A 25494-nucleotide genomic window follows, 5' to 3' on the forward strand; every position below is an offset into this window, starting at 1 on the left:
TTCAAACGCGCCAGAGAGCTAGCGTGCGTCCTCGCCAATAACGTGGACGTGAATCATGTTGGTATTGCCCTCATTTCCTGGAGGGGTACCAGCAACAACGACCAGCGTGTCGCCAGCGTTGTAGTTTTCCATGGTCAAGAGCTGCTCATCGATGACCTGCATGATCTCATCCGTGCTGTTAACCTCGCGCACCAAGAAGGTCTCCGCACCCCACGTCAGCGCAAGCTGCGAACGAACCTGCTGATTCGGAGTGAATACCAGCAGCGGCAGGCGAGAGTGCAAGCGTGCCACACGGCGAGCGGTATCACCCGAGGTGGTGAAAGCAACCATAGCGCGGGCATTCAAGCGCTCACCGATATCGCGAGCTGCGTAGGAAATCACACCACGCTTCGTGCGAGGCATGTGGGTCAGCGCAGGAACTTCCCCCTCGCGCTCAGCGGCGGTGACGATGCGAGCCATGGTCTTAACCGTGGACTGCGGGTACTTACCAACCGAGGTCTCACCCGAGAGCATCACGGCATCTGCGCCATCGAGCACAGCGTTGGCCACGTCGGAGGCCTCCGCACGAGTCGGGCGCGAGTTCGAAATCATGGAGTCGAGCATCTGGGTGGCGACGATGACCGGCTTGGCGTTCTCGCGGGCAATCTGAATAGCGCGCTTCTGAACCAGCGGAACATCTTCCAACGGCACCTCAACACCAAGGTCACCACGGGCGACCATCACGGCATCGAAAGCCAGGATGATGGCCTCGAGAGACTCGACTGCCTCTGGCTTCTCCAGCTTGGCGATAATCGGGACACGACGGCCAACCTCATCCATGACCGCATGGACCAGTTCGACGTCGGAAGGCGAACGGACGAAGGACAGCGCGATGAAGTCGACTCCCAGCTTCAGAGCGAAGCGCAGGTCGGCGATATCCTTCTCTGACAGAGCCGGCACCGAGATGTTCATCCCCGGCAGGGAAACACCCTTGTTGTTCGAGACCGGACCGCCCTCGATGACACGGCACACCACATCGTTGCCATCTACCTCGATGCACTCCAGGCCCACCTTGCCATCGTCGACAAGCAGGCGATCGCCCGGACGGGCATCGTCAGCGAGATTCTTGTACGTGGTGGAGACGCGGTCGTGCGTGCCTTCGACATCGTCGACGGTGATGCGGACAATCTCGCCGTCAGCCCAATACGTCGAGCCTTCCTTAAAACGACCGAGGCGAATCTTTGGTCCCTGCAAGTCGGCGAGAATACCGACGGCATGTCCCGTAGCGTCGGATGCTTCACGCACCCAGTGGTAGTTCTGAGCGTGGTCCTCATGCTCACCGTGAGAGAAATTCAGGCGGGCAACATCCATGCCGGCGTTGACCAGCCCGGTAATCCCCTCCAGCGAAGCAACTGCTGGACCGAGGGTACATACAATCTTCGTTCGTCTAAGCACGGCCTCCAGCCTAGTCCCTTAACGGGCTATGCGTCAGTTGGAAGCACTGTGAGCTTCAGCAGCCTCGCGCTCTCCCCCGACTTCAGCTGCGGTTTCGCGGCTCTTGGACCGCAGAATCCACAAAGCAATGACAGCGCAGAAAAAGACCACGAGCGACGTGATGTTATTAATACGCACACCGAATATCAGCGTTGCGTCATCGACGCGCATGAGTTCAATGAAGAAACGCCCCAAAGTGTAGGCCGCGACATAGAGCGCAAAGACGCGTCCTCCGCCCATCTTGAACTTTCGGTCCGCCCACACAATGACCAGACAGGCGAGGACGTTCCACACCATCTCGTAGAGAAACGTTGGATGCACCACGGCCAGCACTTCGCCTGTCGACGTTCCGGTGACGGGGGCAACCCGGCCAAACTCATCAACTCGTTGGTAAATTTCCAGGCCCCACGGAAGTGACGTTGGGCCACCGTAGAGTTCCTGGTTGAACCAATTGCCCAGACGCCCAATGGCCTGTCCAAGGATGATCGCGGGTGCGGCCGCGTCAAGAACTGGCGCAAACGGCACCTTTCGCCACTTAGCGACCGCCCACGCGGCCAGCACCCCCAGCGCCACCGCTCCCCAGATGCCGAGGCCACCATTGGTGATTTTCAGTGCATCGGCGGGATTGGCGCCGAGGCCGAAGTACTTCTCCCAGTCAGTGGCGACGTGGTAGAGACGGCCGCCGATAATGCCCGCAGGAATAACCGCAATGGCAATGTCGAGGACCAACTCCGGGTCTCCACCCCTGGCCGCGTAGCGGCGCTGCATCCAATAAATGCCGACGAGTACGCCAACCAAGATGGAAATCGCGTAACCACGCAGTGGTAGCGGTCCTAACTGCCACACCCCCTGCGGCGGAGAGGGAATGTTGGCCAGATACGTCGTTGCAGTTTCAGCGAGAACAAGGGTGGAACTCATAAATGCGCTAGCTCTCTCCTCGTACGCCCGCGGCGAGTTCACGGGCGAGCGTTACCAGGTCATCGGTGCTCTTCATCGCGGCCTTGATCAGTGCCGAGCCAACGATTACGCCATCCGCAAACTCGGCAATCTCCGCGGCCTGTGCCCCATTGGAGACACCCAAACCGACGCACACCGGTGTATCGGTGACCTCGCGCGTGCGGGCAACCAACTTGCCGGCGGCCGAGTCGACGCTAGCCTGGGCACCTGTGACACCCATGTGGCTGGTGGCGTAGACGAAGCCGGTCGACGCGGTGGCAGTTAGCTGCAGACGCTCGTTGGTCGATGACGGGGCCACCAACATGATGTTGGACAGACCATTGGCCTCAGCTGCACGCTGCCATTGGCCGGCCTCCTCGGGGATGAGATCCGGGATAATGGTGCCCCGACCACCAGCGGCGGCCAAGTCCTCGGCGAAACGCTCCGGACCATACTGGAGAATCGGATTCCAGTAGCTCATGACCACACAGGTACCGCCGTGCTCGGTGACTTCGCGAACCACCCGCATAATCTCACGGGTACGGAAGCCCGCATCCAGAGCCACGTTGGCGGCATCCTGAATAGTTGGGCCATCCATCATCGGGTCGGAGAAAGGCAGACCAACCTCGATGATGTCGGCGCCAGCGTCGACAATCGCCTTGATGTTCTCAATCGACTTATCGGTGGTCGGGAAACCCGCTGGGTAGTAGCCGATAAATGCTGCGCGGTTTTCCTCACGGACCTTGTCAAAGACGTCACTCAGACTCATTTAGGACTCCTCCATCAGATCAAACCACTTAGCAGCGGTGTCGACATCCTTGTCACCGCGACCGGAAACATTGACGATAATCAGCGGCTTACGGCCCAGCTCTTCATTCAGATCATCGCTGATGAGTCGGGCGGCAGCTACCGCGTGTGCGGACTCGATAGCGGGCAGGATGCCCTCCATCCGAGTCAGATCCTGGAATGCCTGCATCGCCTGGGTATCGGTCACCGGCAGGTAGGACGCGCGATCAATATCAGCCAGGTACGAGTGCTCCGGGCCCACGCCCGGGTAATCCAGACCCGCGGAAATCGAGTGCGACTCTGTAATCTGACCGTCCTCGTTCTGCATCAGGGCTGCGAAGGAGCCCTGGAACACACCCGGATTACCGGCGGCCGAAATCGGTGCTGCATGGCGACCGGTCTCAACACCGTCACCGCCAGCTTCAGCGCCAATCAGTCGAACCGATTCATCATCGATGAAGTGGTGGAACGCGCCGATCGCATTAGAACCGCCGCCGACACAGGCCACGACAGCGTCGGGAAGCGAGCCGGTCTCCGCGAGAATCTGCTGGCGTGCCTCGGCGCTGATGATGCGCTGGAAGTCGCGCACCATTGTTGGGAACGGGTGCGGGCCGGCTGCAGTGCCGAAGCAGTAGTAGGTGTCATCGGCGTGTGAAACCCAAAAACGCATGGCCTCATTGATCGCGTCCTTGAGAGTCTTCGAACCAATCTCGACCTCGATAACCTCGGCACCAAGCAGGCGCATGCGGGCGATATTGAGGCGCTGGCGGATTGCGTCGACCTTGCCCATGTAGATACGGCAGTTAAGGCCGAGCAGCGCACAGGCAGTCGCGGTTGCGACACCGTGCTGGCCGGCACCGGTCTCGGCAATGATGTTCTTCTTGCCCATGCGCTTAGCAAGCAGAACCTGCCCCAAGACGTTATTAATCTTGTGGCTACCGGTGTGATTCAAATCCTCGCGCTTGAGCCAGACGTCAGCGCCGATATCAGCGGAGAACTTCTCCGCGTAGTACAGCGGCGAGGGACGTCCGACATAAGTACGCTGAAGCCGGTCGAGCTCATCGAGAAAATCCTGATCAACGCGGGCCTTCGCGTAGCCATCGGTGACCTCACCGATAACGGCCATCAGCGCCTCCGGCACAAACTGGCCGCCCCACTTACCCCAGTGCCCAATGGCATCTGATTCGTGGTTCGTTGTCTCCGCGATAACCTCACCCATCGTGGGCAGGCGGTCACCGCGGGCATCATGATTCTTGAAATCTTGGTCACTCACAGTTATCTATTGTGGACTATCCCCACCGGTTGCGGGGACATAAGGCCTAAGAAACTGTGGTGTGCCAGCACAACAGGTGTGACACGCAACTAAACTAGGCGCAGTTCGCAGCGCGGTACAGCTGCTTATCGCAACTGCGGTCTATCACTACTCGCTGCGGAGTGTCGGGTGGACACCGGCGGCAACGAGACGTCGGCAAGCCTCACCCGGCTTGCCCGCGGTAACCAGGCCCTCGCCCACCAGTACCGCGTCGGCGCCGTGGGAGGCGTAGTAGCGCAGTTCCTCCGGCCCCTTGACACCGGACTCTGCCACCTTCACAACATGATCCGGCAACATCGGCGCAAGGCGTTCGTACACGGAGAGATCCACGTCGAGGGTCTTTAGATTGCGGGCGTTGATGCCGAGGATCTTGGCACCAGCGGCCTCGGCGCGCTCGACCTCTTCTTCGGTGTGCGCCTCAACCAGAGCGTTCATGCCAAGCGACTCGGTGCGATCCAGCAGGGATTCCAGCGTCGGCTGATCCAAAGCGGAGCACATCAGCAGCACCAGGTCGGCACCGTGTGCGCGGGCCTCATGGACCTGGTACGGAGTGACGATGAAATCCTTGCGCAGCACTGGAATGTTGACCGCGCGGCGCACGGCATCGAGGTCGGCGAGCGAACCGCGGAAGCGGCGCTCCTCAGTCAGACAGGAAATGACAGCCGCGCCACCCTGCTCGTACTCTGCCGCCAAGACCTCCGGCGAAGGGATGTCAGCCAGCTCTCCCTTCGACGGAGAGGCACGCTTGACCTCTGCAATCACCTGCACCCCGGGCTTAGCCAGTGCCGCCACGGCATCAATCGGCGACGGCGCCTTCAGCGAGAGCTCCTTGATTTCACCGTAGGAAATCTTGGCTTCCCGAGCAGCGAGATCTTCCCGCACGCCCTCAATAATCTTGTCCAGAACGTTAGCCACGGCCTTACTCCTTATCCAGATCCGTAGGATCTACACCGGCATCCAAAGCATCCCACAGAACTCGACCCGACTGTGGGTCTTCCTCCAGGTCCTCGGCGATACGCTGACGGCGTACCTCCGGGGTCTCATACGCGCTGGACTTCTGCTTCTTCACAGTACCCGGTCGACGCACCAACAATACCGCCCCGACCAGCGCCAATGCGCAGCACAGCAAGGCCAGGGCTGGCCCCATCGCATGCACTTCAATCGCTGAGATCTGCGCCCAGTCTGCCACAGTCACCGCATCACTGGCGCGTTGTGAGGCGCTTCCCGACGTCAACAAATCCAGTGCCCGCTGGGAGTCCACACCGTCTTCTCCGCTGGCAAGCAGAGTCATCGGAGTCCACGACGCCGCAATTGCGAGCAGCGCCGCGAGGCCACCGACAATACGGCGCCCCAGTGAGCCCAAAATGGTGGTGGCAAACAGTGCAGCCACCATTGCCAGCGCAATCGACGTCAACTCTGGAGCCCAAACTGCGCCCACCAAATCTGTGGTCGCTGGACCGGACTTGTCATCAACAGTATCGACCGTCAGCCACGCGCTTCGGCTGCACAACCACATTCCCGCTGCGGCCACGCCAATGAGGCCACCGGAGAGCATCGTTGTCGACTTCATCGAAAACCTAGCTCCTTTCCGCTGGGACTAGTGTCTCAGCTGCCGCGACAGCTCGCAGCACGGCCGCGGCCTTGTTGCGGGTCTCCTCATCCTCTGCCACCGGGTCAGAGTCACTGACAATTCCGCCGCCAGCCTGAACATAGACCGTATCGCCCTTCTTCACACCTGTGCGGATGGCAATTGCCTGATCGGTATTGCCCCGGAAGTCAAAGTATCCAACAGTGCCGCCGTAAACACCCCGACGCGTGTCTTCGAACTTGTCGATAATGCTCAGCGCGGAAGGCTTCGGCGCACCCGACAGCGTTCCCGCTGGGAAGGTGGCCGCGAACGCGTCGACGGCAGTGGCGTCGCTGGAAAGCTCGCCGGTGACCGTAGAGACCAGATGCATAACGTGACTGTAGCGCTCAATATGACGGAAGTCGTGCACAACAACACTGCCTGGGCGGCAGACACGTCCGAGGTCATTGCGGCCAAGATCAACGAGCATCAGATGCTCACTATTTTCCTTCTCGTCTGCCAGCAAATCAGCTTCCAACGCATTGTCCTGCTCCACCGTGGCACCGCGCGGACGTGTGCCCGCGATGGGATTGGTGATGACCTCACTGCCCTGAACTGCCACGAGTGATTCCGGGGAGGAACCGACAATTTGAAAAGCGGTAGCGGAGAAGTCCTTGGTTGGAACGTTGACCAGGAACATGTAGGGCGACGGATTGGAAACCCGCAGGATGCGGTAGATATCAAAAGCTGACGCCTGCGTGTCCATCTCGAACCGCTGCGAGAGCACAATCTGGAACGCATCACCAGCTCGGATGTGGTCCTTACAACGCTCAATACGATCCATGTGGTCGTCGGCGGCGCGCTGGCGACGAATCACCGGCTCTGGGAAGCTAATTTCCGCCGGACGCAGATCAGAGGCCCCCGACAGCCGCTCCACCATCGCATTGACCCGATCACAGGCGGTGTCATACGCCTGGTCAATCCGCTCATCCGAGCCGTCCCAGTTGACAGCATTGGAAATCAGCCACAGCACGCCCTCGTGGTGGTCAAAAGCAGCCAGGTCCTCCACCAGCAACTGCATAAGCTCAGGAATCTGCAAATCATTGTCAGTGGTATCCGGCAGCTGTGGCTCAATGTAGCGGACAATGTCATGCCCGAAGTAGCCAACGAGACCAGAGGTGAGCTTGGGCACCGAGGCATCGTCGGCAAGCGGAAGCTCCGTGTGCAGCAGCTCCAGCGTGCGACGCAGAGCATCCAACGGATTTCCGCCCTCTGGCGCACCCGACGGCGCATTACCAATCCAGGTTGCCTCCCCCGCATCATCCACCGTCAACGCAGCACGACTGCCGCAACCGATAAACGACCAGCGCGACCACGACTGCCCCACATCGGAGGACTCCAGCAAGAAAGTGCCGGGACGATCGGCCGCGAGCTTGCGGTAGGCCGACAGCGCCGTTTCGCCGTCCGCCAAAACCTTGCGAACCACGGGCACGACCCGATGGTGTGCAGCCAGTTCACGAAAGCGCTCACGCGTGGTCATGGTGATACGAGTCATAGCCGCTATTGTGCCACGCACCCGGATTGCACATCACTTAACCCCGGACTTCACCGGAGGTGGGCGCGCTTGACGACGAAATCCCCACCTCGGCAGCCGGGGTTGACTGCCTAGTCCTCGAACACGGGATGCACGTCAAAGCAGCTATGCGAGCCAGTGTGGCATGCCGCGCCGTCCTGCACTACCTGCATCAGCACGGTATCGCCATCACAGTCCAACGCCAGCGATGTCACGGTCTGGAAATGGCCGCTGGTAAGCCCCTTAATCCAGTACTCGGACCGGGAGCGCGACCAGTAGGTGCCGCGCTTGGTAGCGATGGTATATGCCAGTGCGTGGGAATCCATCCACGCCATCATGAGCACGCGGCCAGTGGATTCCTCCTGCACAATAGCGGGAATCAAGCCGTCAGCGTTGAACTTGGCGATGTTCGCGATATCTGCTGGGAGCGTGTACTCACGCGGATCGTCGCCGGCGCCGTGAGCTGCAGCGCCCGGGGCTAGACCAGTCACTGGCGCACCTCGATTCCCTCGCGGGCCATCTCTTCCTTAACCTCAGCAATGCTGACCTCGCCGAAGTGGAAAATGGATGCGGCCAAAACCGCGTTGGCACCGGCGCGCACTGCCGGGGGGAAGTGCTCTGCCTTGCCCGCACCGCCAGAGGCGATCACCGGGACGTCGACGGCAGCGCGGACTCTCTCCAGCAGCTCCAGGTCGAAGCCATCCTTGGTGCCGTCGCCATCCATGGAGTTCAGCAGAATCTCGCCGACCCCGAGCTCCTCGCCACGGCGTGCCCACTCGACGGCGTCAATCCCGGCCGAGCGTGAACCACCGTGCGTCGTCACCTCGAAGCCCGACGGCTGCGGCGTGCCTCCCTCGGGAACGCGGCGGGCATCCACCGACAGGACGACACACTGCGCACCGAAGCGGCGCGACAGCTCGCTGAGCAGTTCTGGACGTGCGATCGCAGCGGTATTGACACTGACCTTGTCAGCTCCGGCGCGGAGCAGCTGATCGACATCCTCGACGCTGCGCACGCCACCGCCGACCGTCAGCGGAATGAAGACCTCACTTGCGGTGCGACGCACCACGTCGAGCATGGTGCCACGGCCATCCTTGGAAGCCGTGACGTCCAGGAAGGTCAGCTCATCAGCGCCCTCCTCACCATAGCGGCGGGCCAGCTCCACCGGATCGCCGGCATCACGGAGATTCTCAAAGTTGACCCCCTTGACGACCCTCCCATCGTTGACATCCAGGCAAGGAATCACGCGTACTGCCAGAGACATAGTTTTTAAGTTCTCCTCGTGTTAGCTCAAAGTTGTGGCTCGACGGTTTGCGCAACCACCCAGCTCAGGGGCGTCGCCCACGGTTTAGCTCCGGAAAGTCTCCGGACGACCCAGTTGGTCAATAATCGACCGCAGCGTGGCATGAACATCTCGAGTTCCCGCCAGCACGCCTACGGAATCATGCCGCCAGGGATTGCCCGCCAAGTCTGTGACCACGCCACCAGCTTCGGAAATCTGCAGTACACCAGCTGCGTTATCCCACACATGCGGTGAGAAAGTCACCGTGCCACCGAATGCCCCCATCGCGGTGGAGCCCAAGTCCACGCCGACAGAGCCAGTAATTCGAATCGTTGGATAGCGCTCGCCCACCTTTGACAGCAGCAGTTGGCGCCACTTGCGCGGGAGTGTACCGTCGGTACTCGCAATGACGGAGCCGAAGGCAATCGAAACCGGGCGGCCGGCCTCGGCATCGATGTTGACGCGACGGCCGTTGACGAACGTTCCGCCACCTTTAGCTGCGGTGATACGACGGCGCAGCAGAGGCATGGAGGTAATTCCAACCACCGGCTCCCCCTCATGCATGAGCGTGAGCAGCATGGCACACAGCGGAAAGCCGTTGGAATAGTTTGTGGTGCCGTCAATCGGATCGATGACCCAGGCGGTATGTTCCTCGGGAACCTTGCCACCGAATTCCTCGCCGTAGACGGGCAGGCCGGAATACTGCGTGAGGAGCTGGCGCAGACGACGCTCAATTTCCAGGTCGGTCTCCGTCGCGAAATCTCCGCGCGGCTTCATGACAACCGGGTCCGCGCCCACCTGCTGCGTGAACAGGCCTTCGACCTCATCGAGCGCCGCTTCAGCAATAGCGAGCATCGCCCGCGGTTCCAGGGCATCCATACTTTCTAAATCCTTCATCCGCCGTCTCAGCCGGGGTGCCGTTTGCTCGTTAACGCTTTCGCTTGACGACGTCTCCCCGGCCCGGCCACGAAAGTGTTCTCTTTAGCCGCGAGCTACTGCCAGGGCCTCTTCCAGGGTGAAACGCCCTGCGTAGAGCGCCTTACCCACAATTGCGGAGTCAACGCCCTCATCGACCAGTGTGGCAATAGCTGCAATGTCGTCCAGGCTGCTGACACCGCCAGAAGCGACGATTGGAGCATCGGTAGCAGCGGCGACCTCGCGCAGCAGTTCCACATTCGGCCCCTGCAGGGTGCCGTCCTTGGAGACGTCAGTCACCACGAAACGGGATGCACCCTGAGCATCCAGGCGCTCCAGCACCTCCCAGAGGTCACCGCCGTCGGAGACCCAGCCGCGGCCGCGCAGGCGCCACTGCCCCTCTTCGTTAAGAACATCCAGACCAATGGCTACACGGTCGCCGTAGTTGGCGATAACCTCGCGGCACCACTCCGGATTCTCCAGTGCGGCGGTGCCAATATTGACGCGGGCACAGCCGGTGGCCAGCGCAGCCTCGAGCGAAGCGTTGTCACGGATACCGCCGGAGAGCTCCACCTTCACGTCGAGCTTGCCCACCACGTCGGCAAGCAGGTCGTAGTTCGAACCGCGACCGAACGCGGCATCGAGGTCGACCAGGTGGATCCACTCAGCGCCTGCGTTCTGCCAATTCATGGCAGCTTCCAGCGGTGCACCATAGGAAGTCTCGGTTCCAGCAGCACCCTGAACAAGGCGCACAGCCTGGCCATCGGCTACGTCTACAGCGGGCAGCAGGGTCAAACTCATGGGGGCTCTACTCTCTTCGACTTTTGGGCGTTGTGGCGATTGTCACAACGATGCTTGTTGCTAGTTATCTCAGTATAGGTGGTCTAGGTGGCGAAACTCCGTCACCTACCAGGTAGTGCGGTTAGGGCAGATACTACCGATTGGGCAACTACAGCGTGTCCACCCAGTTCTGCAGCAGCTTCAACCCTGCTTCACCAGACTTCTCAGGGTGGAACTGCGTGGCCCACAGCGGACCGTTTTCCACGGCTGCGATAAACCGATCGGATTCGTGGGCAGACCACGTCACCAGCGGCGGAGCGATGCGAGAATCCGTATTAAGGTCCCACTTGCGCACACCGTAGGAGTGGACGAAGTAAAAACGCTGATCTTCCAGTCCCTTAAACATCTTTGAGCCTTCCGGTACTTCAACCGTGTTCCAGCCCATGTGCGGCAGAATCGACGCCTCGAGACGCTCGACAGTACCGGGCCATTCACCACAACCCGGGGTGCCGGTGACAGCTGCGGATGCGTCGGTCTCCGCTGCGTGGATGCCGTCGGCGTACTCGACGCCGCGGTCAAAGAGCACCTGCATACCGACGCAGATTCCCATCACTGGTCGACCACCTGCGAGTCGAGAGCCGATCAGGCGCGGCCCTTGTACTCGATGCAAACCCTCCATGCATGCGGCATAGGCGCCGACGCCGGGAACGAGCAGACCATCGGCCTCCATCACGGTCTTCGGATCGGCGGTCACAATAACCTCGGCACCCGTGGTGGCCACAGCGCGCTCAGCTGAACGCAAATTACCGGAGCCGTAATCAAGGATGGCAACGGTCGGGGTCTTCGTCGAAGGTGAGACTTGTTCCATAGTTGGACATTTTAAGGCGCTGGGAATCGATGTTTGCCACTTACCCCAAGAAAACTGCCTGGATAGGCAGAAGCACTGGTATACAACTACCGAATACTTTGGTAAACTCAAGGTTAACAACAGGTTAACTAAGTTATTGATTTATCCCTAATACCCCTGATTACTTTTTCACAGAGAGGCTCCGACGCCATGACTACCGCATCCGTTCTTAGTAAATCATTTGCCATTGTCCGCGAGGACCTTCACCGGCTCTACGGTGCAGCCTGCGATGCTGCGACCATCGATTCCATCCTCGACGATGTCATTGCAGAGCTGTCCAACTCTGCGAAGGTGACTAACTTCCTCCCCGTCCTCGCCGAACGCGAGGCCACCGAACGCATCAAGGCCGCGAGCGGATGCAAGGACTTCGCCCCGCGCCAAGAGATTCTCTTTGCCGATAGTCGCGGTTCCGGCCGTAGCCAGATTGCCACTGCCCTGGCCTACCACCTGGTTGGTGACGAAGTCTTTATCCGCACTATCGGCCTCAATCCAGAGGATGGCCTGAACCCTCGCGTCGTCGCGGCTCTTCACGACCGTGGCGTGGACACCTCACGCCTCACCCAAAAGGCGATTACTCCCCGCGTTTCCCACCGCGCCGATGTTGTCGTGCTCATGGGCATCGACGAGACACCAGCAGTCCCCGGCGACCGCTACGTGGAATGGGATGTCGCAGATCCGGACAGTCTCACAGACGATGAGCTGCAGTCGCTTATCGACGATATCGAAACCCGCCTGCGGGCTCTCTTCACCGAGATGGACGTCGCCGTCGCATAAACAGGCACGGCTGACCCCACACCGGGGGTTGCATCTAATAACCAAAAGAGTGGCTGCGCAAGAACTTGCGCAGCCACTCTTTTTCAAACGTCTCTTTGTATGTAGTTACTTCTTCTTGCGGTCCCGAACCGTCAAACGCGTCACTGCATTCTTTGCCGGGCGGGCAACACGCACAGCGGCCTCCGGCGTACGACGCTTCACGGCATCCCCCAGACGACGCAGCGTAGCGCGGGTGTTCTGGTACTCCGCCACGCGGTGCTTTCCGATGATTCGGTCGAGCACCGCACCAATGAGGCCAACTGCCAGCAGAGCTGCCGCAAAGGCAAAGACAGCCGGGTACGGACGGAGTGCAGCCGCGGCTACGGCTCCCAGAACGAACGAGCCGATACCAGTGCCCGAGTCAAAGGACATGTTCCAGAAGGCACTGGCCTCAGCAGTACGGTCACGCGGCAGGCGGGCAAACATCAGCAGCAGAGCCTCATTTTGCACTATGCCGAAGCCCGCGCCGTAGAAAACGGCCGCAACCAGCAGCAGCCAGGCCGACAAATCAAAGAGAACCACGCCGGACATCATCAGCAGACCAATAAAACCACTGATCAATGCCGGAATCAGCAGAATTCCAGCCTCCGACTTCCGGTCGGCGTAGATTCCTGCGAAATAACGGAACACCATCTGCGCGCCACCGAGAACAGACAGCGACAGGCCAGCCACAACCGCACCGGAGACCAGATCGATTTCGCGAGCTGCCGGGGCAAGGAATGCGGAAATACCACCAAAGCCCATCGCAATCGTGCAAATTGCGAGCGCGGGAATGGCCACCAGCTTCCATGTGGCAACGTGCTCAACGGGGCTCGGCTGAGTTGCTGCAGATCCGGGCACAGGATCGCCGACGTCTTCCTTGCCGCCCTTGCCCTCCTTCGGCGCTGGCTTAATCTTCGGGATAAAGAGTGCCATCAACGAACCGACAAGCGAGATGACGGCGCCCAAGACATAAACAGGGGTGTAAGAACCCGTCTTGTCCGCAATGATTAGTCCTAGTGGCAAGAAAATGAGCTCAGATAAACCAACTGCCACACCGAGAACGCCAGAGGCCTTACCCAGAAATTTCATTGGCACTAGCTCGGCAATCAATGCGGACTCGGCGACAGTCAACGCACCGAAGCCCATACCGCGGAGAACCGCAATGATGAGCACCAAAGCAGCATCGGTGCCAAAGATGTGCAGAATCGTCGGCAAGCCCAGAAACAGACCTGAAATCAGCATGGTCATGCCGTAGCCAAGACGGCGACACATACGTGGAGTCTGCGTCTGTGTGAGAACGGTAGCGGCCATAAAAACACCGGTGTAGGCACCGGCGAGCGAGGTTCCACCGCCATCGTCAAGAATTGCCTGCGGAATGACAGGCATGAGGAGTGACCAGCCACCGAAGGCGGCCATCACGGCGACTAGCGTAGGTACTAGTCCGGGCGCTTTCCACATGCTGTCCAGTTCGTCCAACTGCCTGCGGTCCATCACCCGGGACGCCATTTACTCCATCACTCCTATCAACCACAAAATTGCGCCGGCGAGCGCGATCACAGATAAGAGACCAAGGACAATTGTTCCGACCCTCGATCCGGATTTATAGAGTGACCATGTTCCGCCCACCAGCAGACCAGCGACAATGAACAAAAAATAAGTGCTCAGCGTCGATGCGGTAGACACCTGCGCTAAAAGCACGTCTACAGACGTTGTTACCATCGATTCCCCTAAAATGCCAGCTAAGGCGGATTTTCCGGTTTCCTACAGTGGCCGTCTACTTCAGCTGCGACCTACAGAGTGCCCTTGGTCGACGGCACACCGTGGACGCGCGGGTCGTCCTCGACGGCAGCACGCAGGGCACGGGCCACAGCCTTGTACTCAGCCTCGGTGATGTGGTGCGGATCGCGCCCGTAGAGACAGCGAACATGCAGCGCAATACGGGCATTTAGGGCGAAGGACTCAAAGAAATGCTCGTTGATAACCGTTGCGTAGTGACCACCAATGACGGCAGTCAACATCTGCTCTGGTTCGCCAGTGCCAACGAAGTACGGGCGACCAGACACATCAACCACTGCGTGTGCCAGCGTTTCATCCATCGGGATATAGCAGTCACCAAAGCGACGAATACCAGACTTGTCCCCCAACGCCTGGGCGAAGGCCTGCCCCATCACAATGCCGGTATCCTCCACCGTGTGGTGCGCATCGACCTCGGTGTCGCCGTTGGCGTGCACAGTCAGGTCGAAGCTGCCGTGGGAGCCGAAAGCGGTCAACATGTGGTCGAAGAACGGCAGACCGGTCGAAATATCGGTCTTGCCGGTGCCATCGAGATTCACCGAGCAGACGATGCTCGATTCGCGGGTGGCGCGCTCGACACGGCCAACGCGCTCAGTGCGCTCTGCCTCCAGATGGTCCTTATCACTGAAGTGCATAAGTCAGATCTCTCCTTGTAGTGGGATGTACCGGCAGCATTTCGCTTAAGCCAGCGCGGTCGCTGCCAATTTCTTGGCCGCCGCCAGCAGCGCATCATTTTCGCTGGGCAGACCAATAGTGGCACGGAGACGACCGGGCACGCCAACATCGCGGATGAGTACTCCCTCATCCAAGAAGCTCTGCCATGCCGTCGCGGCATCGGCGAAACGACCGAAGAATACGAAGTTGGAGTACGAGTCAATCACGTCGTAGCCATAGCTGTTCAGGGCGGCTACGACGCGATCACGCTCGTCGGCAAGCTTTGCGACGGTCGACAGCGTCGCATCCGAGTGGCGAAGTGCAACCGTGGCAGCGGCCTGCGTCAACGTCGACAGGTGGTATGGCAGACGTACGAGCATCACAGCATCAATAAATGCCGGGTTAGCAACGAAGTAGCCGAGGCGGCCTCCGGCGAAGTCGAAAGCCTTGCTCATCGTACGGGAGACAACCAGCTTCGACGGGAACTCAGCCAGCAGCGTTGTCGCCGACGGCTCCTCAGTGAACTCGGCGTAGGCCTCATCGACAATGACGATGCCCGGCGCGGCTTCAATAATGCGGCGCAGGTCAGCGAGCGTGGTCAGATTGCCAGTCGGGTTGTTCGGAGTCGTGATGAAGATGACGTCAGGACGGTGCTCGGCAATGGCCGCGAGCGCACTATCCATGTCGATGTCGAAGGTCTCCGGGTCGCGGGCGATGCCGATGAACTCCGTCTGCGTGCCGGACGAGAGGATCGGGTGCATCGAGTAGCTGGGCACAAAGCCCATTGCGCTGCGCCCCGGCCCGCCAAATGCCTGCAGCAGCTGCTGGAGAATCTCATTGGAGCCGTTGGCGGCCCATACCTGGTCGACGGTGATGTCCACGCCGGTCTGGCGGGTGACATAATCGGCGAGTGCGCTGCGCAGTGCTACTGCGTCACGGTCCGGGTAGCGGTTGAGGTCAGAGGCGACCTTCTCCACTTGCGCCACCAGGTCGGCGATGAGGTCATCGGATGGCGGGTACGGGTTTTCGTTGGTGTTCAGGCGAACATCGACGTCGAGCTGCGGGGCACCGTAGGCTTCCTCGCCGCGCAGTTCGTCGCGCAGTGGCAAATCTGCCAGCGCCAACTTGGCTACCGACGGCTGTGGCTGATTCTCAGGCTGGTTGCTCATTAGTTGTTCCCCTTTTCTGCGCCATTGTCCTCAGAGCCGAGAAGCGTCTCAAAGCGGGCACGGATGGCCTCGCCGTGCGCTGGCAGTCGTTCTTCGTTGGCCAGGACTACTACGCTGTCGGCAACTTCCTTCAACGCGGCCTCGTTGTAGTCAATCATGTGGACCGACTTGAGGAAGGTGTGCGTTGACAGGCCCGAGGCGTGGCGGGCGGTGCCGGAGGTCGGCAACACGTGGTTAGAGCCGGCCGAGTAATCGCCCAGTGGCACCGGCGAGAAGCGACCGATGAAGATTGCGCCGGCATTGGTAATGCGTTCGGCATCGGCCTGCGCGTTTTCGGTGTGGATCTCCAGGTGCTCAGCGGCGTAGGCGTCTGCAACCTGGATGCCGATATTCATGTCGTCGACAAGCACGATGCCAGACTGATCGCCGGTGAGCGCCTCGCGAACGCGGTCGGCGTTCATGGTGACCTCGTAGCGGTTTTCGACCTCGCGGTCGACGGTGGCGGCGAAATCGGCGTCGTCGGTGATAAGCACGCTGGCGGCCATGACGTCGTGCTCAGCCTGGGAAATCAGGTCGTAGGCGACGGAGACAGGATCAGCGGTGTTATCTGCGAGAATGGCAATTTCGGTCGGGCCAGCTTCGGCGTCGATACCGACGACCGAGCGGCACAGGCGTTTGGCGGCGGTAACGAAGATGTTGCCCGGACCGGTGACCATGTCGACCGGCTCGAGGCTCTCGTTTTCATCGCCGTATGCGAGCAGTGCGACGGCCTGTGCACCACCGACGGCCCACACCTCGGTCACGCCAAGCAGCTTGCAGGCAGCCAGGATGGTCGGGTGCGGCCAGCCGTCGTTGTCGGCCTGCGGCGGAGAGGCGACGACGAGGGACTCCACACCAGCTTCCTGAGCTGGGATGACGTTCATCAATACGGACGACGGGTAGACGGCGTTGCCCCCGGGGACGTAAAGACCGACGCGCGAAACCGGAATCCACTTCTCGCGGACAATGCCGCCGGGCAGAATTTCAACAGTCTTATCATTCGGCTTCTGAGCAGCGTGGAACGCGCGCACGCGCCCGATGGACTCCTGCAGAGCAGAGCGGACATCGTCTTCCAGCGCAGCTTCCGCGGCATCGATAACCTCCGCTGGAACGCGCATGGATGCCGGACGAATACGGTCAAACTTCTCGGAGTACTCCATCGCCGCTTCCACACCACGGACTGCCACGTCATCGACAACGGGCTTGACCGTGGGAATCATCGAATCAACGTCTGCCGCACCACGCGGCAACACTCGACGCAGAGTGGCGGTGGTGGGAGTCTGACCGCGAAGATCAATAGTGGACAACATAATTAATTAGTAACCGCCTATTCGCACGATGGATTCATACGTGAGCACTTCAGAGTGACAAAGAAATGACAACAAAGTATTGAAAATCTGGGTCAAAGCCAAAGACTTTATCCACGGTTTTCGCTACTATTCGCCCTTAAAGGCACCCTTGAGTATGAACTAAGCATATCTTTCTCACGTTAGGTTCATACCGATTGCCCCATTTAACCCCTCATACTGTGGCGCAAGTTAGCTCCGCCACAGTGACCCATTACAGTGTTAAGGAAAGTAGTAACCAGTCGTAGAAAGGTCAGCTGTTGAACCAGGAAGGAAACAGCCCGGATTTGCCGGAGCTCGTCGCAGCCTATGCAGACGCGACCGCAGCCGACAATTCCCTGGCCACGCGCCAACTGGAATCAGTTTTCGCGCATCATTTCTACAACCCACAGCTCTTTTCTGACCCGGAAGCCCACGGCGTTACCGAACACGTCGGCGCGTTTTACCGCATAGTCCGCGAGGTCACCGAATCGCTCGGCATGATGACGGCTGCGCACGATGCCGCCCTGAACTGGATGGTATGGGCATCCGATAACGACAACGTCCCGGAGTACTGGCGCGCCCGGGCACGGCTAGCGGCGGATGAAGCCCGCCGCTACACCACCTTTATCGCCGATGGCCCCACCTCTGCTGCCGCAGAGACCGAAATCCCACTCATCGCACGCATGAGCAGGGAGATCACCTCGTACCGGGCACTCGTGCTTGCCGACGATCTGGATGCCCCAACCAGCAGTCACAGCGCGGTGACCACGGATGCGGATGGGCCGCGGCCGCAGGAATCGTCGGCAAGCGAAGAAGCGGAGGAGCCGTTTAGCCCACGCCAGTGGAAGAAGCGGGCGGCACTGACTGACGCGCTGATTCGGATTGCAAGCGCCCTGCGAAAGGTCAACCGCGAGGACTTGGCACGGGAGCTGCACGAGATGATTCGTGCACTGCCAAATGAGGATAAGTTTGAGTCGATTGCGCTGGCGAAGACTCTGACGGAGGCATCACTGCTGCACCGAGCCGGGAAAGTCGTCGACGCAGCGCGACTTTGCGCCTCACAGCTCAATGCAATCGGTAACCGCTCCGTAATCGCGGGCCTTGAGCTGAGGCAGAATTTGGCACGGTACTCGATAGAGACAGGTAATAGCGATACCGCGTTCCGAATGCTGTCAAACAACGTGGCAGTCGCGGACCAGCACAGACTGGACACTGACTATATTCTCGCGGTTCGTGAGATGGCAGACATCAACTTCGAGGTGGCACACAACAAGCCCGATGCCGGGGAGATGCTGAAGCTAACTCAGCGCGCCCAGGATGTGTCGGCAGACTACCCCAACTGTGAAGTCACCATGGAAATCGCGCTGCTGAAGGCAACGGCACTGTACGAGCTCGGAGATTTCCACCATGCCGGCCAGGAAGCGGAGTCGGTTGCAAAGTGGTCTGAGCCTACCCAGGATTCCGCACGTACTGATTTTTCCTGTGCCATTGCGGCGGAATCGGCAGTCCAAGAGGGCAATACTGAGCATGCCGCAGTACTCTTCGACGCACTGGCCGATATTCGTGCCGGATACTCGTCCCCGATTTCGCCTGCGGAAACTCTGATGGATGCCGCACTATCACTCAGTAACGTGGGCGCTACAAGTGAACTGACTGACCACCTGATGGAACGCTCACGTGGCTACGTGGTTGGGTCCTGGGAATCGGCCAAGTGGCATGAAGCACAGGCGCTGTTGTGCTGGTCTGTGTGGGACAACGACGGCGTGTACAAGTACGCCGACGAAGCTGCCGAGCTTTTCTTAGAAGCCCACGCCCCTGCCGACGCCGCCCGCACACTGACCATCGCGGTGCGTGCTGCTGCTAGTGATAACAATGAGGAACGCGCCCGCCGGTTCGCGGTTCGCATCGGCGACCTAGTCGGCCCGGATCACCCGGTGCGCGATGAAGTTCGTGGACTAATGCGTAGCTTTTCAAACCCGGCTTAACAGCGCACCCGACTGCACAGGTCTGAAAAACAAAGCAGTTTTTGCATCTTCCCGATGCCACGGGCGAAGATAGTCCAATGGTCTGGTGGGAAGAAGAAAACTCTGAGTCTGGAATTCAAGTTGGCGATTGGGATACCGGCATCGCGGCCGACTACGCGTCAGGGAATTCAGAAAACGCATCAGCAACGGAGAACTCGTCCGAACCCCTGGACTTTCCTCCCCTGCCCAATCCGCTAAAGGCATTACCGGACTCACTTCCGGAGCTGCTGGTTATTTCCCGCAGGGCCGGTGCCACGCTCGACCACGTCACCAGTTGGCGCGCTGTCACCAAGTTCGCCCACACGCACTGGTTAGCCGACGCGCCTACCAACTCCCCCGATGTCGTTGGCGAATTCCACGCACTCAGGCACGCAGTCGCCGACCAACTGGAATTAGTAGAAGAAGCCGCTGCTGCACGCGCCGAGTGGCTGCGCTGGGCAACTGAGGCCAACATCCGCCCCGCGATCTTGCACGCACGCTCCTACGGAGCATTCGCCGAGGCAGAGGCCTTCATCGACGCCAACCCAGGTGATGCCATCACCGGCCGGCGCCCCGAGGACTCCGAAATCCCCGAGCTGATCAGGCTTACTAAGGACATCGTCGCCACCACTCCACAGCCCGGGGAGGCCTATTACTACCTGGTCAGCGCGGCTGTTGCTGGTGCCGCAGCATCGCTGGCGCGCCGGGCGGAAATCGCCGGTCAACTCTCTGAATGGTCCGCACGCTGGGCACCAAAGCGAAGCAGTTTTGATGACCGCAAGCTATTGGAGGCGCAGCTCGCGCACAGCCGTGGTGAGCTGCGCAGGGCCGCCCGCATCGCAGCCAGCGTCGCGGCAGCCCCTCAGTCGGAACCCGTCACCACGACGATTGAAGCTCGCCAATTCCTGGCTTTCCTCTCTCTGGAAGCTGGTGAGGAAGCGGAGGCAATCCGCCAGCTACGCCCAATCGTGCAGGCTGGTCTCGATGCAGGACTCACGGTCGCGGTGCTTCGCAGCGTGCGTCTGCTCTGTGCGCTTCTCAACGCCCACGGCGATTTCGCGGAATCCGCCGCAATTGCCCGCCGCGCGCTCGCCAGCGCCGAAGGCATTCCGGTCAACCCCATCACCATGGATATCCAGCTCGTTCTGGCCCGCAGTCTCCTCGACGCCGACGAGGTTGACGAGGCGCTGCGCTTTGCCGAACCAGTTGCGCACTGGTCAGCATTTACCGCCGATGAAGAACGCACCGACGCGGCTTTTTCTATTGCCTCCGCAGCCGCGGGTCTCGGCAATAATCCCCGCCAGGCGGCAAAGCTGCTCATCGAACACGGCGAGCACCTTGAACGCAACGGCGATACCAAGGGCGCTGCCAAGGCCTACCGCCAGGCTGCACGTTCCATCATTCATGTCATTGACCTGGTCATTTCCGAAGAGGGCTCCGAATTCACCGCCGAGATCGTCTCCGAGGACGCTTCCGCCGTCATTGACCACACGCTCAACGAGGCTGAGGACCTTCTGCTGCGTTCTCAGAAGCTCATCTCCGACGACTGGTCACTCGCCGACTGGCACGACGATGCCGCCTACGTCTTCTACTCCGCTGGCCGCGACACTTTGGCCATCAACCATGTGGAAGCCGCCGCGAAGGGCTACCTGCAGTCCGGCGATGGCGAGGAAGCCGCCCGCGCGCTGCTGGCGGGGGTTCGATACCGTCTCGACGCGGGTGATTCCGACGGTGCCGCCGCCTACGCCCGGCGCGTCGAAGAGCTTCTGCCCCGCGACGTGTGGGAAGGCCATCCTGTTCTCGATGCCCTTGACGTCATCATCATTCAATCGCTTGACGACGAATACTAGCGCCCCGCCCACTTCGGTGCTGGCGGTGGCACAAAGTAGAGTGTTAGGTCATGACTACTTCTGGTGATTCCGCGACTTCTAGCCCGCAGCAGCTTTTCGACGCCGCCACGGCATTGGCTGAGGAAAACAACCTCTGGGAAGCAGCCCTAACTCTGATGCAGGGGTTCGAGGAGCTCGGCGACGAGGCGGATGCTCCGCAGACCGACAGTCTGGGGCGCCCCATCCGTGGCTCTGCACCGAAGCTGATGGACAAGGCCGCGGACTGGTTGGATTTGCTGGATAACCTGGAGAAAGACGGCTTCGAGCCGACTGCGGACACCCCTCCGCGCCACTTGCGCTGGGCGATGTGGCACACCTTGAACGGCCAGGCAGAGATTCGTCGAGGACATCAAGGGCGCGCCATTGATCACCTGGAGTTGGCGGCGGGACTTTTCCAGTCCGATAACCTCAATATCCAGGCCGTGCCTCTGCTTGCACAAATTGCACAGTGCCACCTGCATTTGGGCGATGTCGCTGCTGCAGAGAAGGCGCTTTACCGCGCACAGGAAACCTGTGATGAGCAATCGCGGGAGCGCTGGGGGTCGGCACTAAGCGAGATTGGCGCGGAAATCGCCCGTCGCTTGTAGGCGAAGCTGCGAAGCGATACCGGGGGCTGATTCAGCTACTGCTCGTCGAAGTCGAGTCCGACATCGAACACCTTGGCCGAGTGGGTTAGCGCGCCCACAGCCAGGTAATCGACACCACAGGACGCGTACTCACGAGCCACATCGATGGTCAGTCCACCAGAGGACTCAAGCTGCGTGGCCGGAGAAATCTGCGAGCGGCGCTGCACCGCAATCTGGGTCTCCCAGACCTCGAAGTTGTCCAGCATGACGATGTCCGGCTTCATCGGCAGGATCTCATCGAGCTGTGCGAGGGTATCGACTTCCACCTCACACGGCAGCTCCGGGTACTGATCCCGCACCCTCTTCAACGCACCGGACACGGAACCGACAGCCACCACGTGATTGTCCTTAATCAGTGCTTCATCGCCCAAAGCGTAGCGGTGGTTAATTCCGCCGCCGCAGGTCACAGCATACTTTTCCAGGTTGCGCAGCCCCGGCAGCGTCTTTCGGGAATCGCGCACCCGCGCACCGGTGCCGATAATCGCGTCAGCCCACTGGCGCGTCGCAGTAGCTACACCACTGGCGTGCGTGAGGATATTCAGCATTGTCCGCTCAGCAGTCAGCAACCCCCGAGTCGGCGCAGAAATCGTTGCCAGCACTGTGCCAGGACGCACCAGGGTGCCATCTTCAACGTGCTTTTCGACGGTGAACTCACCCGAGATGACCTCCTGCAGCGTCCACTCCACCGCATCGATTGCCGCGATAACGCCCTCTTGCCGGGCCACCAGGCGGGCGAGTGCCTGCGCAGATGCCGAGACTGTCGACAGCGAGGTCACATCCGGCCCGAAGCTCATGTCTTCCTGTAGTGCCGTCCGAATGAGGCCACGGGTGATGTTTTCGTTCAGCACCCCGCGCAGAGTGTCCTTCTCAAGAGTCATGGTTAGCTAATCCCCATCCTTTTCAAACCAAGTGTGGCACCCCAAAGTATATGGTCGTGCCAATGCTGCTTCGACGACTTTCCTTGCGGCCACGACCTGAACCGATTGCGGGAGCCGATCGATAACCGCCAACGCCTGCCGCAAGCTCTGCTCATTACGCGTTACACCAACGCCTTCCTGCATCGCCGTCTGCAACCGGAAAAGCTGCCGTGGTTCCAGTTCTGGCCGTGGCTGAGGCAGGCTTTCAACGGCCGCTGCGAATTCCTCGTCCCCGACCGGCACAGCGTGTGTTTCAGCGACTTTTTCGGCCACCCGCTTGCCGACGACCAGGCCCTCCAGCAACGAATTGGAGGCCAACCTGTTGGCACCGTGGAGCCCTGTTGCGGAGCATTCGCCGGCCGCATAGAGGCCCGGCACACTAGTTGCACCGAATGGGTCGACGGCAATACCACCACAGGTGTAGTGGACCGCCGGGGCCACGGGAATGAGGTCCTTGGTCGGATCAATCTCCGCTGCGGTCAGGCCCGCTGTGATCGTCGGAAAGCGGGCGGCGAAGTTGTCGATGTGACGTGCGTCGAGGAAGACGTGGTCCTCGCCGAGCTCGCGCATGCGAGTCGCGATGGCGCGCGAGACGATATCGCGCGGAGCCAGGTCCCCGCGAGGGTCAACGCCGGCGGTCACACTGTTGCCCCGGGAGTCGACGAGAATGGCTCCTTCACCACGGACAGCCTCGCTGATGAGATGGCGTCGGCCGGTGCCATCTGATGCCGAGCGCTCGTCATAGAGCACCGTCGGGTGGAACTGGATAAACTCCATGTCCCGAATCTCCGCGCCAGCATCGGAGGCCATGCCGATAGCCTCACCGCGGGCACCCGAGGGGGCCGTGGTCGCGCGGTAAATATGGCCCACGCCGCCGGTAGCCAGCAGAGTGGCGCCTGCTCGAATAGCTCCACCCCCACGGGGATCCGCTACCAGCGCCCCCAGCACGCGGCCGTCTTTGCCAACGATGAGCTGGCGCGCTGTGGCGTTTTGTAGTACTCGCACGCCGGTAACTGAGGCTTCTAGGGCGCGCTCGATTTCAGCACCAGTGGCGTCACCGCCGGCATGAATGATGCGCCGCGCGTGGTGTCCGCCCTCTTTGGTGCGGGAATATACGGCCGGGTTATCCCGCGCCGGGTCGAATGTAGCGCCTAGCCCTATCAGCCACTCGGTCGCCGCAGCGCCGGCGCGGATGATAGAAGCCACGGCCCCTTCATCGCAGTGGCCGGCACCGGCATCGAGAGTATCCGCGATGTGGGAATCAGTGGTGTCATCGAACCCATTGGCCACATGGCCGCTGGGGTCGTCGTCAAGCCCGACGACCGCGAGCCCGCCCTGGGCGAGATTCGTGGCCGCATCGGCGAAACGTAGCTGTTTGCGGGCACCGACGCGCCACTCGACGCTGTCGATAACCAGCACGTCGAGGCCGAGCTCAAGGGCCCGACGCGCAGCACTGAGCCCTGCGACTCCCCCGCCGATGACGAGGAAGTCACACGTCAGTGTCCAACTGTCGAATGATGGGCGCAGACCAAACGTGTTACTCGCCTCCGCCTGGGTTACCGATGGCGATCATGCGCTCGACCGAAGCGCGTGCCTTGTCGGCGACATCCGGCTCGACATCGACTTCATCAGTGCCCTCAACGAGGCAGCGCAGCAGAGCCGCCGGAGTGATGAGCTTCATGTACGAGCAGGAAGCGCGGTCGTTGACCGGCTCAAAGTCGACATCCGGCGCGGCCTTGCGCAGCTGGTGGAGCATGCCCACCTCAGTGGCCACGAGCACCTTGCCGTTGGGCTTGTTCTCCTTCAGCTTCTGCGCCTCGGTCAGCATCTCGCCGGTGGAGAGCATCTGCACGCGCTCGGGCTCGATGGTGCCTTCACCTGCGAGGTAAATCGCAGAGTTCGCGCAACCGCACTCCGGGTGAATGAACAGCTGCGAATCGGCGTTCTCTTCCGCGCGGTGCGCGAGTTCCTCACCGTTGATGTTGGCGTGGACGTGGCACTCACCAGCCCATACCTTGATGTTGTCGCGGCCGGTCTCACGGCGGACGTGTGCGCCGAGGAACTGATCCGGGTTGAACAGGATCTCCTGGTCTTCCGGGATGGACTTGACCACGTCGACGGCGTTGGAGGAAGTACAGCAGATGTCGGTCAGAGCCTTTACGTCTGCCGTGGTGTTGACGTAGCTGACTACCAGTGCGCCGGGATTCTCTGCCTTCCACTCGGCCAGTTCATCTGCGGTGATGGAGTCCGCCAGGGAGCAGCCGGCGCGCTCGTCCGGAATAAGGACGGTCTTCTCAGGGCTCAGAATTTTGGCGGTTTCCGCCATGAAGTGGACACCACAGAAGACGATGACGTCGGCATCGGTTTCCGCAGCGATGCGGGAAAGTCCGAGGGAGTCGCCGGTGTAGTCGGCAATATCCTGAATCTCCGGCAGCTGGTAGTTGTGCGCAAGAATTACGGCATTGCGTTCGCGGGCGAGGCGCTTAATCTCCTGGGCCCAGCGTTCATCTGCAATTACGCCACCGTAGCGGCCATCTTTATCGACTACCGATTCGTACAGATCCGATTCGAGGCGCGGCAGGCTGGAAGCATTGGCCGCAAGGCTGGTATTCACGGAAAACTACGTCCTTACTTCAATGGGCTGTGGCTACGACCGGAGAAAACGCCGTCACCGTTACCGGCAACGGTCCCCGGAGGCATTCGCAGCGGACTCAAACGGGCAAGTGCAAGAGACCTAAGCTCGCCGCAC

At 60.5% G+C, this 25494-nt stretch carries 23 protein-coding genes; 4 read left to right on the forward strand and 19 right to left on the reverse strand.

All coding sequences use genetic code 11. From position 1 onward, the window contains the following. Positions 1-18: 18 nt before the first annotated feature. The 12 genes from pyk to hisH all read right to left on the reverse strand — a co-directional run bounded on the left by pyk (position 19) and on the right by hisH (position 11492). Positions 19-1434 (reverse strand): pyruvate kinase, encoded by a 1416-nt coding sequence (pyk, locus tag HMPREF1206_RS08650; protein ID WP_016422938.1) that lies wholly within the window; start codon positions 1432-1434, stop codon positions 19-21. 33 nt (positions 1435-1467) lie between these two features. Further along, a complete protein-coding gene (lgt, locus tag HMPREF1206_RS08655; protein WP_016422939.1) occupies positions 1468-2391 on the reverse strand; it encodes a prolipoprotein diacylglyceryl transferase in 924 nt (307 codons plus the stop codon). 7 nt (positions 2392-2398) lie between these two features. After that, complete coding sequence (trpA, locus tag HMPREF1206_RS08660) at positions 2399-3178, reverse strand: tryptophan synthase subunit alpha (protein WP_016422940.1); 780 nt, start codon at positions 3176-3178, stop codon at positions 2399-2401. Further along, on the reverse strand, positions 3179-4468 hold the full coding sequence (trpB, locus tag HMPREF1206_RS08665) for a tryptophan synthase subunit beta (protein WP_016422941.1): 1290 nt from the start codon (positions 4466-4468) through the stop codon (positions 3179-3181). Between the two features lie 147 nt (positions 4469-4615). After that, positions 4616-5422 carry an indole-3-glycerol phosphate synthase TrpC gene (gene trpC / locus HMPREF1206_RS08670; RefSeq protein WP_016422942.1) on the reverse strand — a complete coding sequence of 269 codons (807 nt, stop codon included), beginning with the start codon at positions 5420-5422 and terminating at the stop codon, positions 4616-4618. Positions 5423-5426: 4 nt separating this feature from the next. Further along, complete coding sequence (locus tag HMPREF1206_RS08675) at positions 5427-6077, reverse strand: TIGR02234 family membrane protein (protein ID WP_016422943.1); 651 nt, start codon at positions 6075-6077, stop codon at positions 5427-5429. A 7-nt stretch (positions 6078-6084) separates the two neighbouring features. Further along, a complete protein-coding gene (locus HMPREF1206_RS08680; RefSeq protein ID WP_016422944.1) occupies positions 6085-7629 on the reverse strand; it encodes an anthranilate synthase component I in 1545 nt (514 codons plus the stop codon). Positions 7630-7739: 110 nt separating this feature from the next. Next, positions 7740-8138, reverse strand: a complete 399-nt coding sequence (gene hisI, locus HMPREF1206_RS08685) for a phosphoribosyl-AMP cyclohydrolase (protein ID WP_005510296.1) — start codon at positions 8136-8138, stop codon at positions 7740-7742. Next, the gene (hisF, locus tag HMPREF1206_RS08690) at positions 8135-8911 is read right to left on the reverse strand and encodes an imidazole glycerol phosphate synthase subunit HisF (protein ID WP_016422945.1); all 777 of its coding nucleotides are present in this window, start codon (positions 8909-8911) and stop codon (positions 8135-8137) included. The genes hisI and hisF overlap by 4 nt, the downstream gene beginning before the upstream one ends. 84 nt (positions 8912-8995) lie before the next feature. Then, positions 8996-9808, reverse strand: a complete 813-nt coding sequence (locus tag HMPREF1206_RS08695; protein ID WP_005510274.1) for an inositol monophosphatase — start codon at positions 9806-9808, stop codon at positions 8996-8998. 102 nt (positions 9809-9910) lie between these two features. Then, positions 9911-10645 carry a bifunctional 1-(5-phosphoribosyl)-5-((5-phosphoribosylamino)methylideneamino)imidazole-4-carboxamide isomerase/phosphoribosylanthranilate isomerase PriA gene (priA, locus tag HMPREF1206_RS08700; RefSeq protein ID WP_016422946.1) on the reverse strand — a complete coding sequence of 245 codons (735 nt, stop codon included), beginning with the start codon at positions 10643-10645 and terminating at the stop codon, positions 9911-9913. 148 nt (positions 10646-10793) lie between these two features. Then, a complete protein-coding gene (hisH, locus tag HMPREF1206_RS08705) occupies positions 10794-11492 on the reverse strand; it encodes an imidazole glycerol phosphate synthase subunit HisH (protein WP_016422947.1) in 699 nt (232 codons plus the stop codon). A gap of 189 nt (positions 11493-11681) precedes the next feature. Here hisH and HMPREF1206_RS08710 point away from each other — a divergent pair, with 189 nt between their 5' ends. Next, on the forward strand, positions 11682-12305 hold the full coding sequence (locus HMPREF1206_RS08710; RefSeq protein ID WP_016422948.1) for a low molecular weight phosphatase family protein: 624 nt from the start codon (positions 11682-11684) through the stop codon (positions 12303-12305). A gap of 105 nt (positions 12306-12410) precedes the next feature. Here the strand turns inward: HMPREF1206_RS08710 and HMPREF1206_RS08715 are convergent, their stop codons facing one another. From HMPREF1206_RS08715 to hisD, 4 genes are all read right to left on the reverse strand, one after another. Continuing rightward, positions 12411-13832 carry an MFS transporter gene (locus HMPREF1206_RS08715; RefSeq protein WP_016422949.1) on the reverse strand — a complete coding sequence of 474 codons (1422 nt, stop codon included), beginning with the start codon at positions 13830-13832 and terminating at the stop codon, positions 12411-12413. Between the two features lie 284 nt (positions 13833-14116). Continuing rightward, a complete protein-coding gene (hisB, locus tag HMPREF1206_RS08725; RefSeq protein ID WP_005510321.1) occupies positions 14117-14755 on the reverse strand; it encodes an imidazoleglycerol-phosphate dehydratase HisB in 639 nt (212 codons plus the stop codon). A 45-nt stretch (positions 14756-14800) separates the two neighbouring features. Next, positions 14801-15943, reverse strand: a complete 1143-nt coding sequence (locus tag HMPREF1206_RS08730; RefSeq protein ID WP_016422951.1) for a histidinol-phosphate transaminase — start codon at positions 15941-15943, stop codon at positions 14801-14803. Then, positions 15943-17292: a histidinol dehydrogenase gene (gene hisD, locus HMPREF1206_RS08735; protein ID WP_016422952.1), complete on the reverse strand. Its 1350-nt coding sequence runs from the start codon at positions 17290-17292 to the stop codon at positions 15943-15945. The genes HMPREF1206_RS08730 and hisD overlap by 1 nt, the downstream gene beginning before the upstream one ends. Positions 17293-17588: 296 nt before the next feature. Between hisD and HMPREF1206_RS08740 the strand changes: the two genes are divergently transcribed. The 3 genes from HMPREF1206_RS08740 to HMPREF1206_RS08750 are packed head-to-tail and all read left to right on the forward strand — an operon-like array spanning position 17589 to position 21789. After that, positions 17589-19295 (forward strand): hypothetical protein, encoded by a 1707-nt coding sequence (locus tag HMPREF1206_RS08740; protein WP_016422953.1) that lies wholly within the window; start codon positions 17589-17591, stop codon positions 19293-19295. A gap of 41 nt (positions 19296-19336) precedes the next feature. Continuing rightward, positions 19337-21163, forward strand: a complete 1827-nt coding sequence (locus HMPREF1206_RS08745; RefSeq protein ID WP_231367200.1) for a hypothetical protein — start codon at positions 19337-19339, stop codon at positions 21161-21163. 50 nt (positions 21164-21213) lie between these two features. After that, positions 21214-21789, forward strand: a complete 576-nt coding sequence (locus HMPREF1206_RS08750; protein ID WP_016422955.1) for a hypothetical protein — start codon at positions 21214-21216, stop codon at positions 21787-21789. 35 nt (positions 21790-21824) lie between these two features. Here HMPREF1206_RS08750 and nadC read toward each other — a convergent pair whose 3' ends face one another. From nadC to nadA, 3 genes are read right to left on the reverse strand one after another with little or no spacing between them, the layout of a single operon-like run. Then, positions 21825-22706: a carboxylating nicotinate-nucleotide diphosphorylase gene (nadC, locus tag HMPREF1206_RS08755; RefSeq protein ID WP_016422956.1), complete on the reverse strand. Its 882-nt coding sequence runs from the start codon at positions 22704-22706 to the stop codon at positions 21825-21827. A 6-nt stretch (positions 22707-22712) separates the two neighbouring features. Beyond that, the gene (gene nadB, locus HMPREF1206_RS08760) at positions 22713-24272 is read right to left on the reverse strand and encodes an L-aspartate oxidase (RefSeq protein WP_042388765.1); all 1560 of its coding nucleotides are present in this window, start codon (positions 24270-24272) and stop codon (positions 22713-22715) included. Positions 24273-24282: 10 nt separating this feature from the next. Next, positions 24283-25359 carry a quinolinate synthase NadA gene (gene nadA, locus HMPREF1206_RS08765; protein WP_016422958.1) on the reverse strand — a complete coding sequence of 359 codons (1077 nt, stop codon included), beginning with the start codon at positions 25357-25359 and terminating at the stop codon, positions 24283-24285. Positions 25360-25494: the final 135 nt, after the last annotated feature.

Source organism: Corynebacterium sp. HFH0082, assembly GCF_000411235.1.
Lineage (GTDB): Bacteria > Actinomycetota > Actinomycetes > Mycobacteriales > Mycobacteriaceae > Corynebacterium > Corynebacterium jeikeium_D.

What these genes read in the sequence shown, in the direction of transcription:
- lgt (WP_016422939.1), bottom strand. Translation starts at nt 2,391, where the DNA reads ATGAGTTCCACCCTTGTTCTCGCTGAAACTGCAACGACGTATCTGGCC.
- trpA (WP_016422940.1), bottom strand. Translation starts at nt 3,178, where the DNA reads ATGAGTCTGAGTGACGTCTTTGACAAGGTCCGTGAGGAAAACCGCGCA.
- HMPREF1206_RS08675 (WP_016422943.1), bottom strand. Translation starts at nt 6,077, where the DNA reads ATGAAGTCGACAACGATGCTCTCCGGTGGCCTCATTGGCGTGGCCGCA.
- HMPREF1206_RS08680 (WP_016422944.1), bottom strand. Translation starts at nt 7,629, where the DNA reads ATGACTCGTATCACCATGACCACGCGTGAGCGCTTTCGTGAACTGGCT.
- hisF (WP_016422945.1), bottom strand. Translation starts at nt 8,911, where the DNA reads ATGTCTCTGGCAGTACGCGTGATTCCTTGCCTGGATGTCAACGATGGG.
- HMPREF1206_RS08695 (WP_005510274.1), bottom strand. Translation starts at nt 9,808, where the DNA reads ATGGATGCCCTGGAACCGCGGGCGATGCTCGCTATTGCTGAAGCGGCG.
- priA (WP_016422946.1), bottom strand. Translation starts at nt 10,645, where the DNA reads ATGAGTTTGACCCTGCTGCCCGCTGTAGACGTAGCCGATGGCCAGGCT.
- hisH (WP_016422947.1), bottom strand. Translation starts at nt 11,492, where the DNA reads ATGGAACAAGTCTCACCTTCGACGAAGACCCCGACCGTTGCCATCCTT.
- HMPREF1206_RS08710 (WP_016422948.1), top strand. Translation starts at nt 11,682, where the DNA reads ATGACTACCGCATCCGTTCTTAGTAAATCATTTGCCATTGTCCGCGAG.
- HMPREF1206_RS08715 (WP_016422949.1), bottom strand. Translation starts at nt 13,832, where the DNA reads ATGGCGTCCCGGGTGATGGACCGCAGGCAGTTGGACGAACTGGACAGC.
- hisB (WP_005510321.1), bottom strand. Translation starts at nt 14,755, where the DNA reads ATGCACTTCAGTGATAAGGACCATCTGGAGGCAGAGCGCACTGAGCGC.
- HMPREF1206_RS08730 (WP_016422951.1), bottom strand. Translation starts at nt 15,943, where the DNA reads ATGAGCAACCAGCCTGAGAATCAGCCACAGCCGTCGGTAGCCAAGTTG.
- hisD (WP_016422952.1), bottom strand. Translation starts at nt 17,292, where the DNA reads ATGTTGTCCACTATTGATCTTCGCGGTCAGACTCCCACCACCGCCACT.
- HMPREF1206_RS08750 (WP_016422955.1), top strand. Translation starts at nt 21,214, where the DNA reads ATGACTACTTCTGGTGATTCCGCGACTTCTAGCCCGCAGCAGCTTTTC.
- nadC (WP_016422956.1), bottom strand. Translation starts at nt 22,706, where the DNA reads ATGACTCTTGAGAAGGACACTCTGCGCGGGGTGCTGAACGAAAACATC.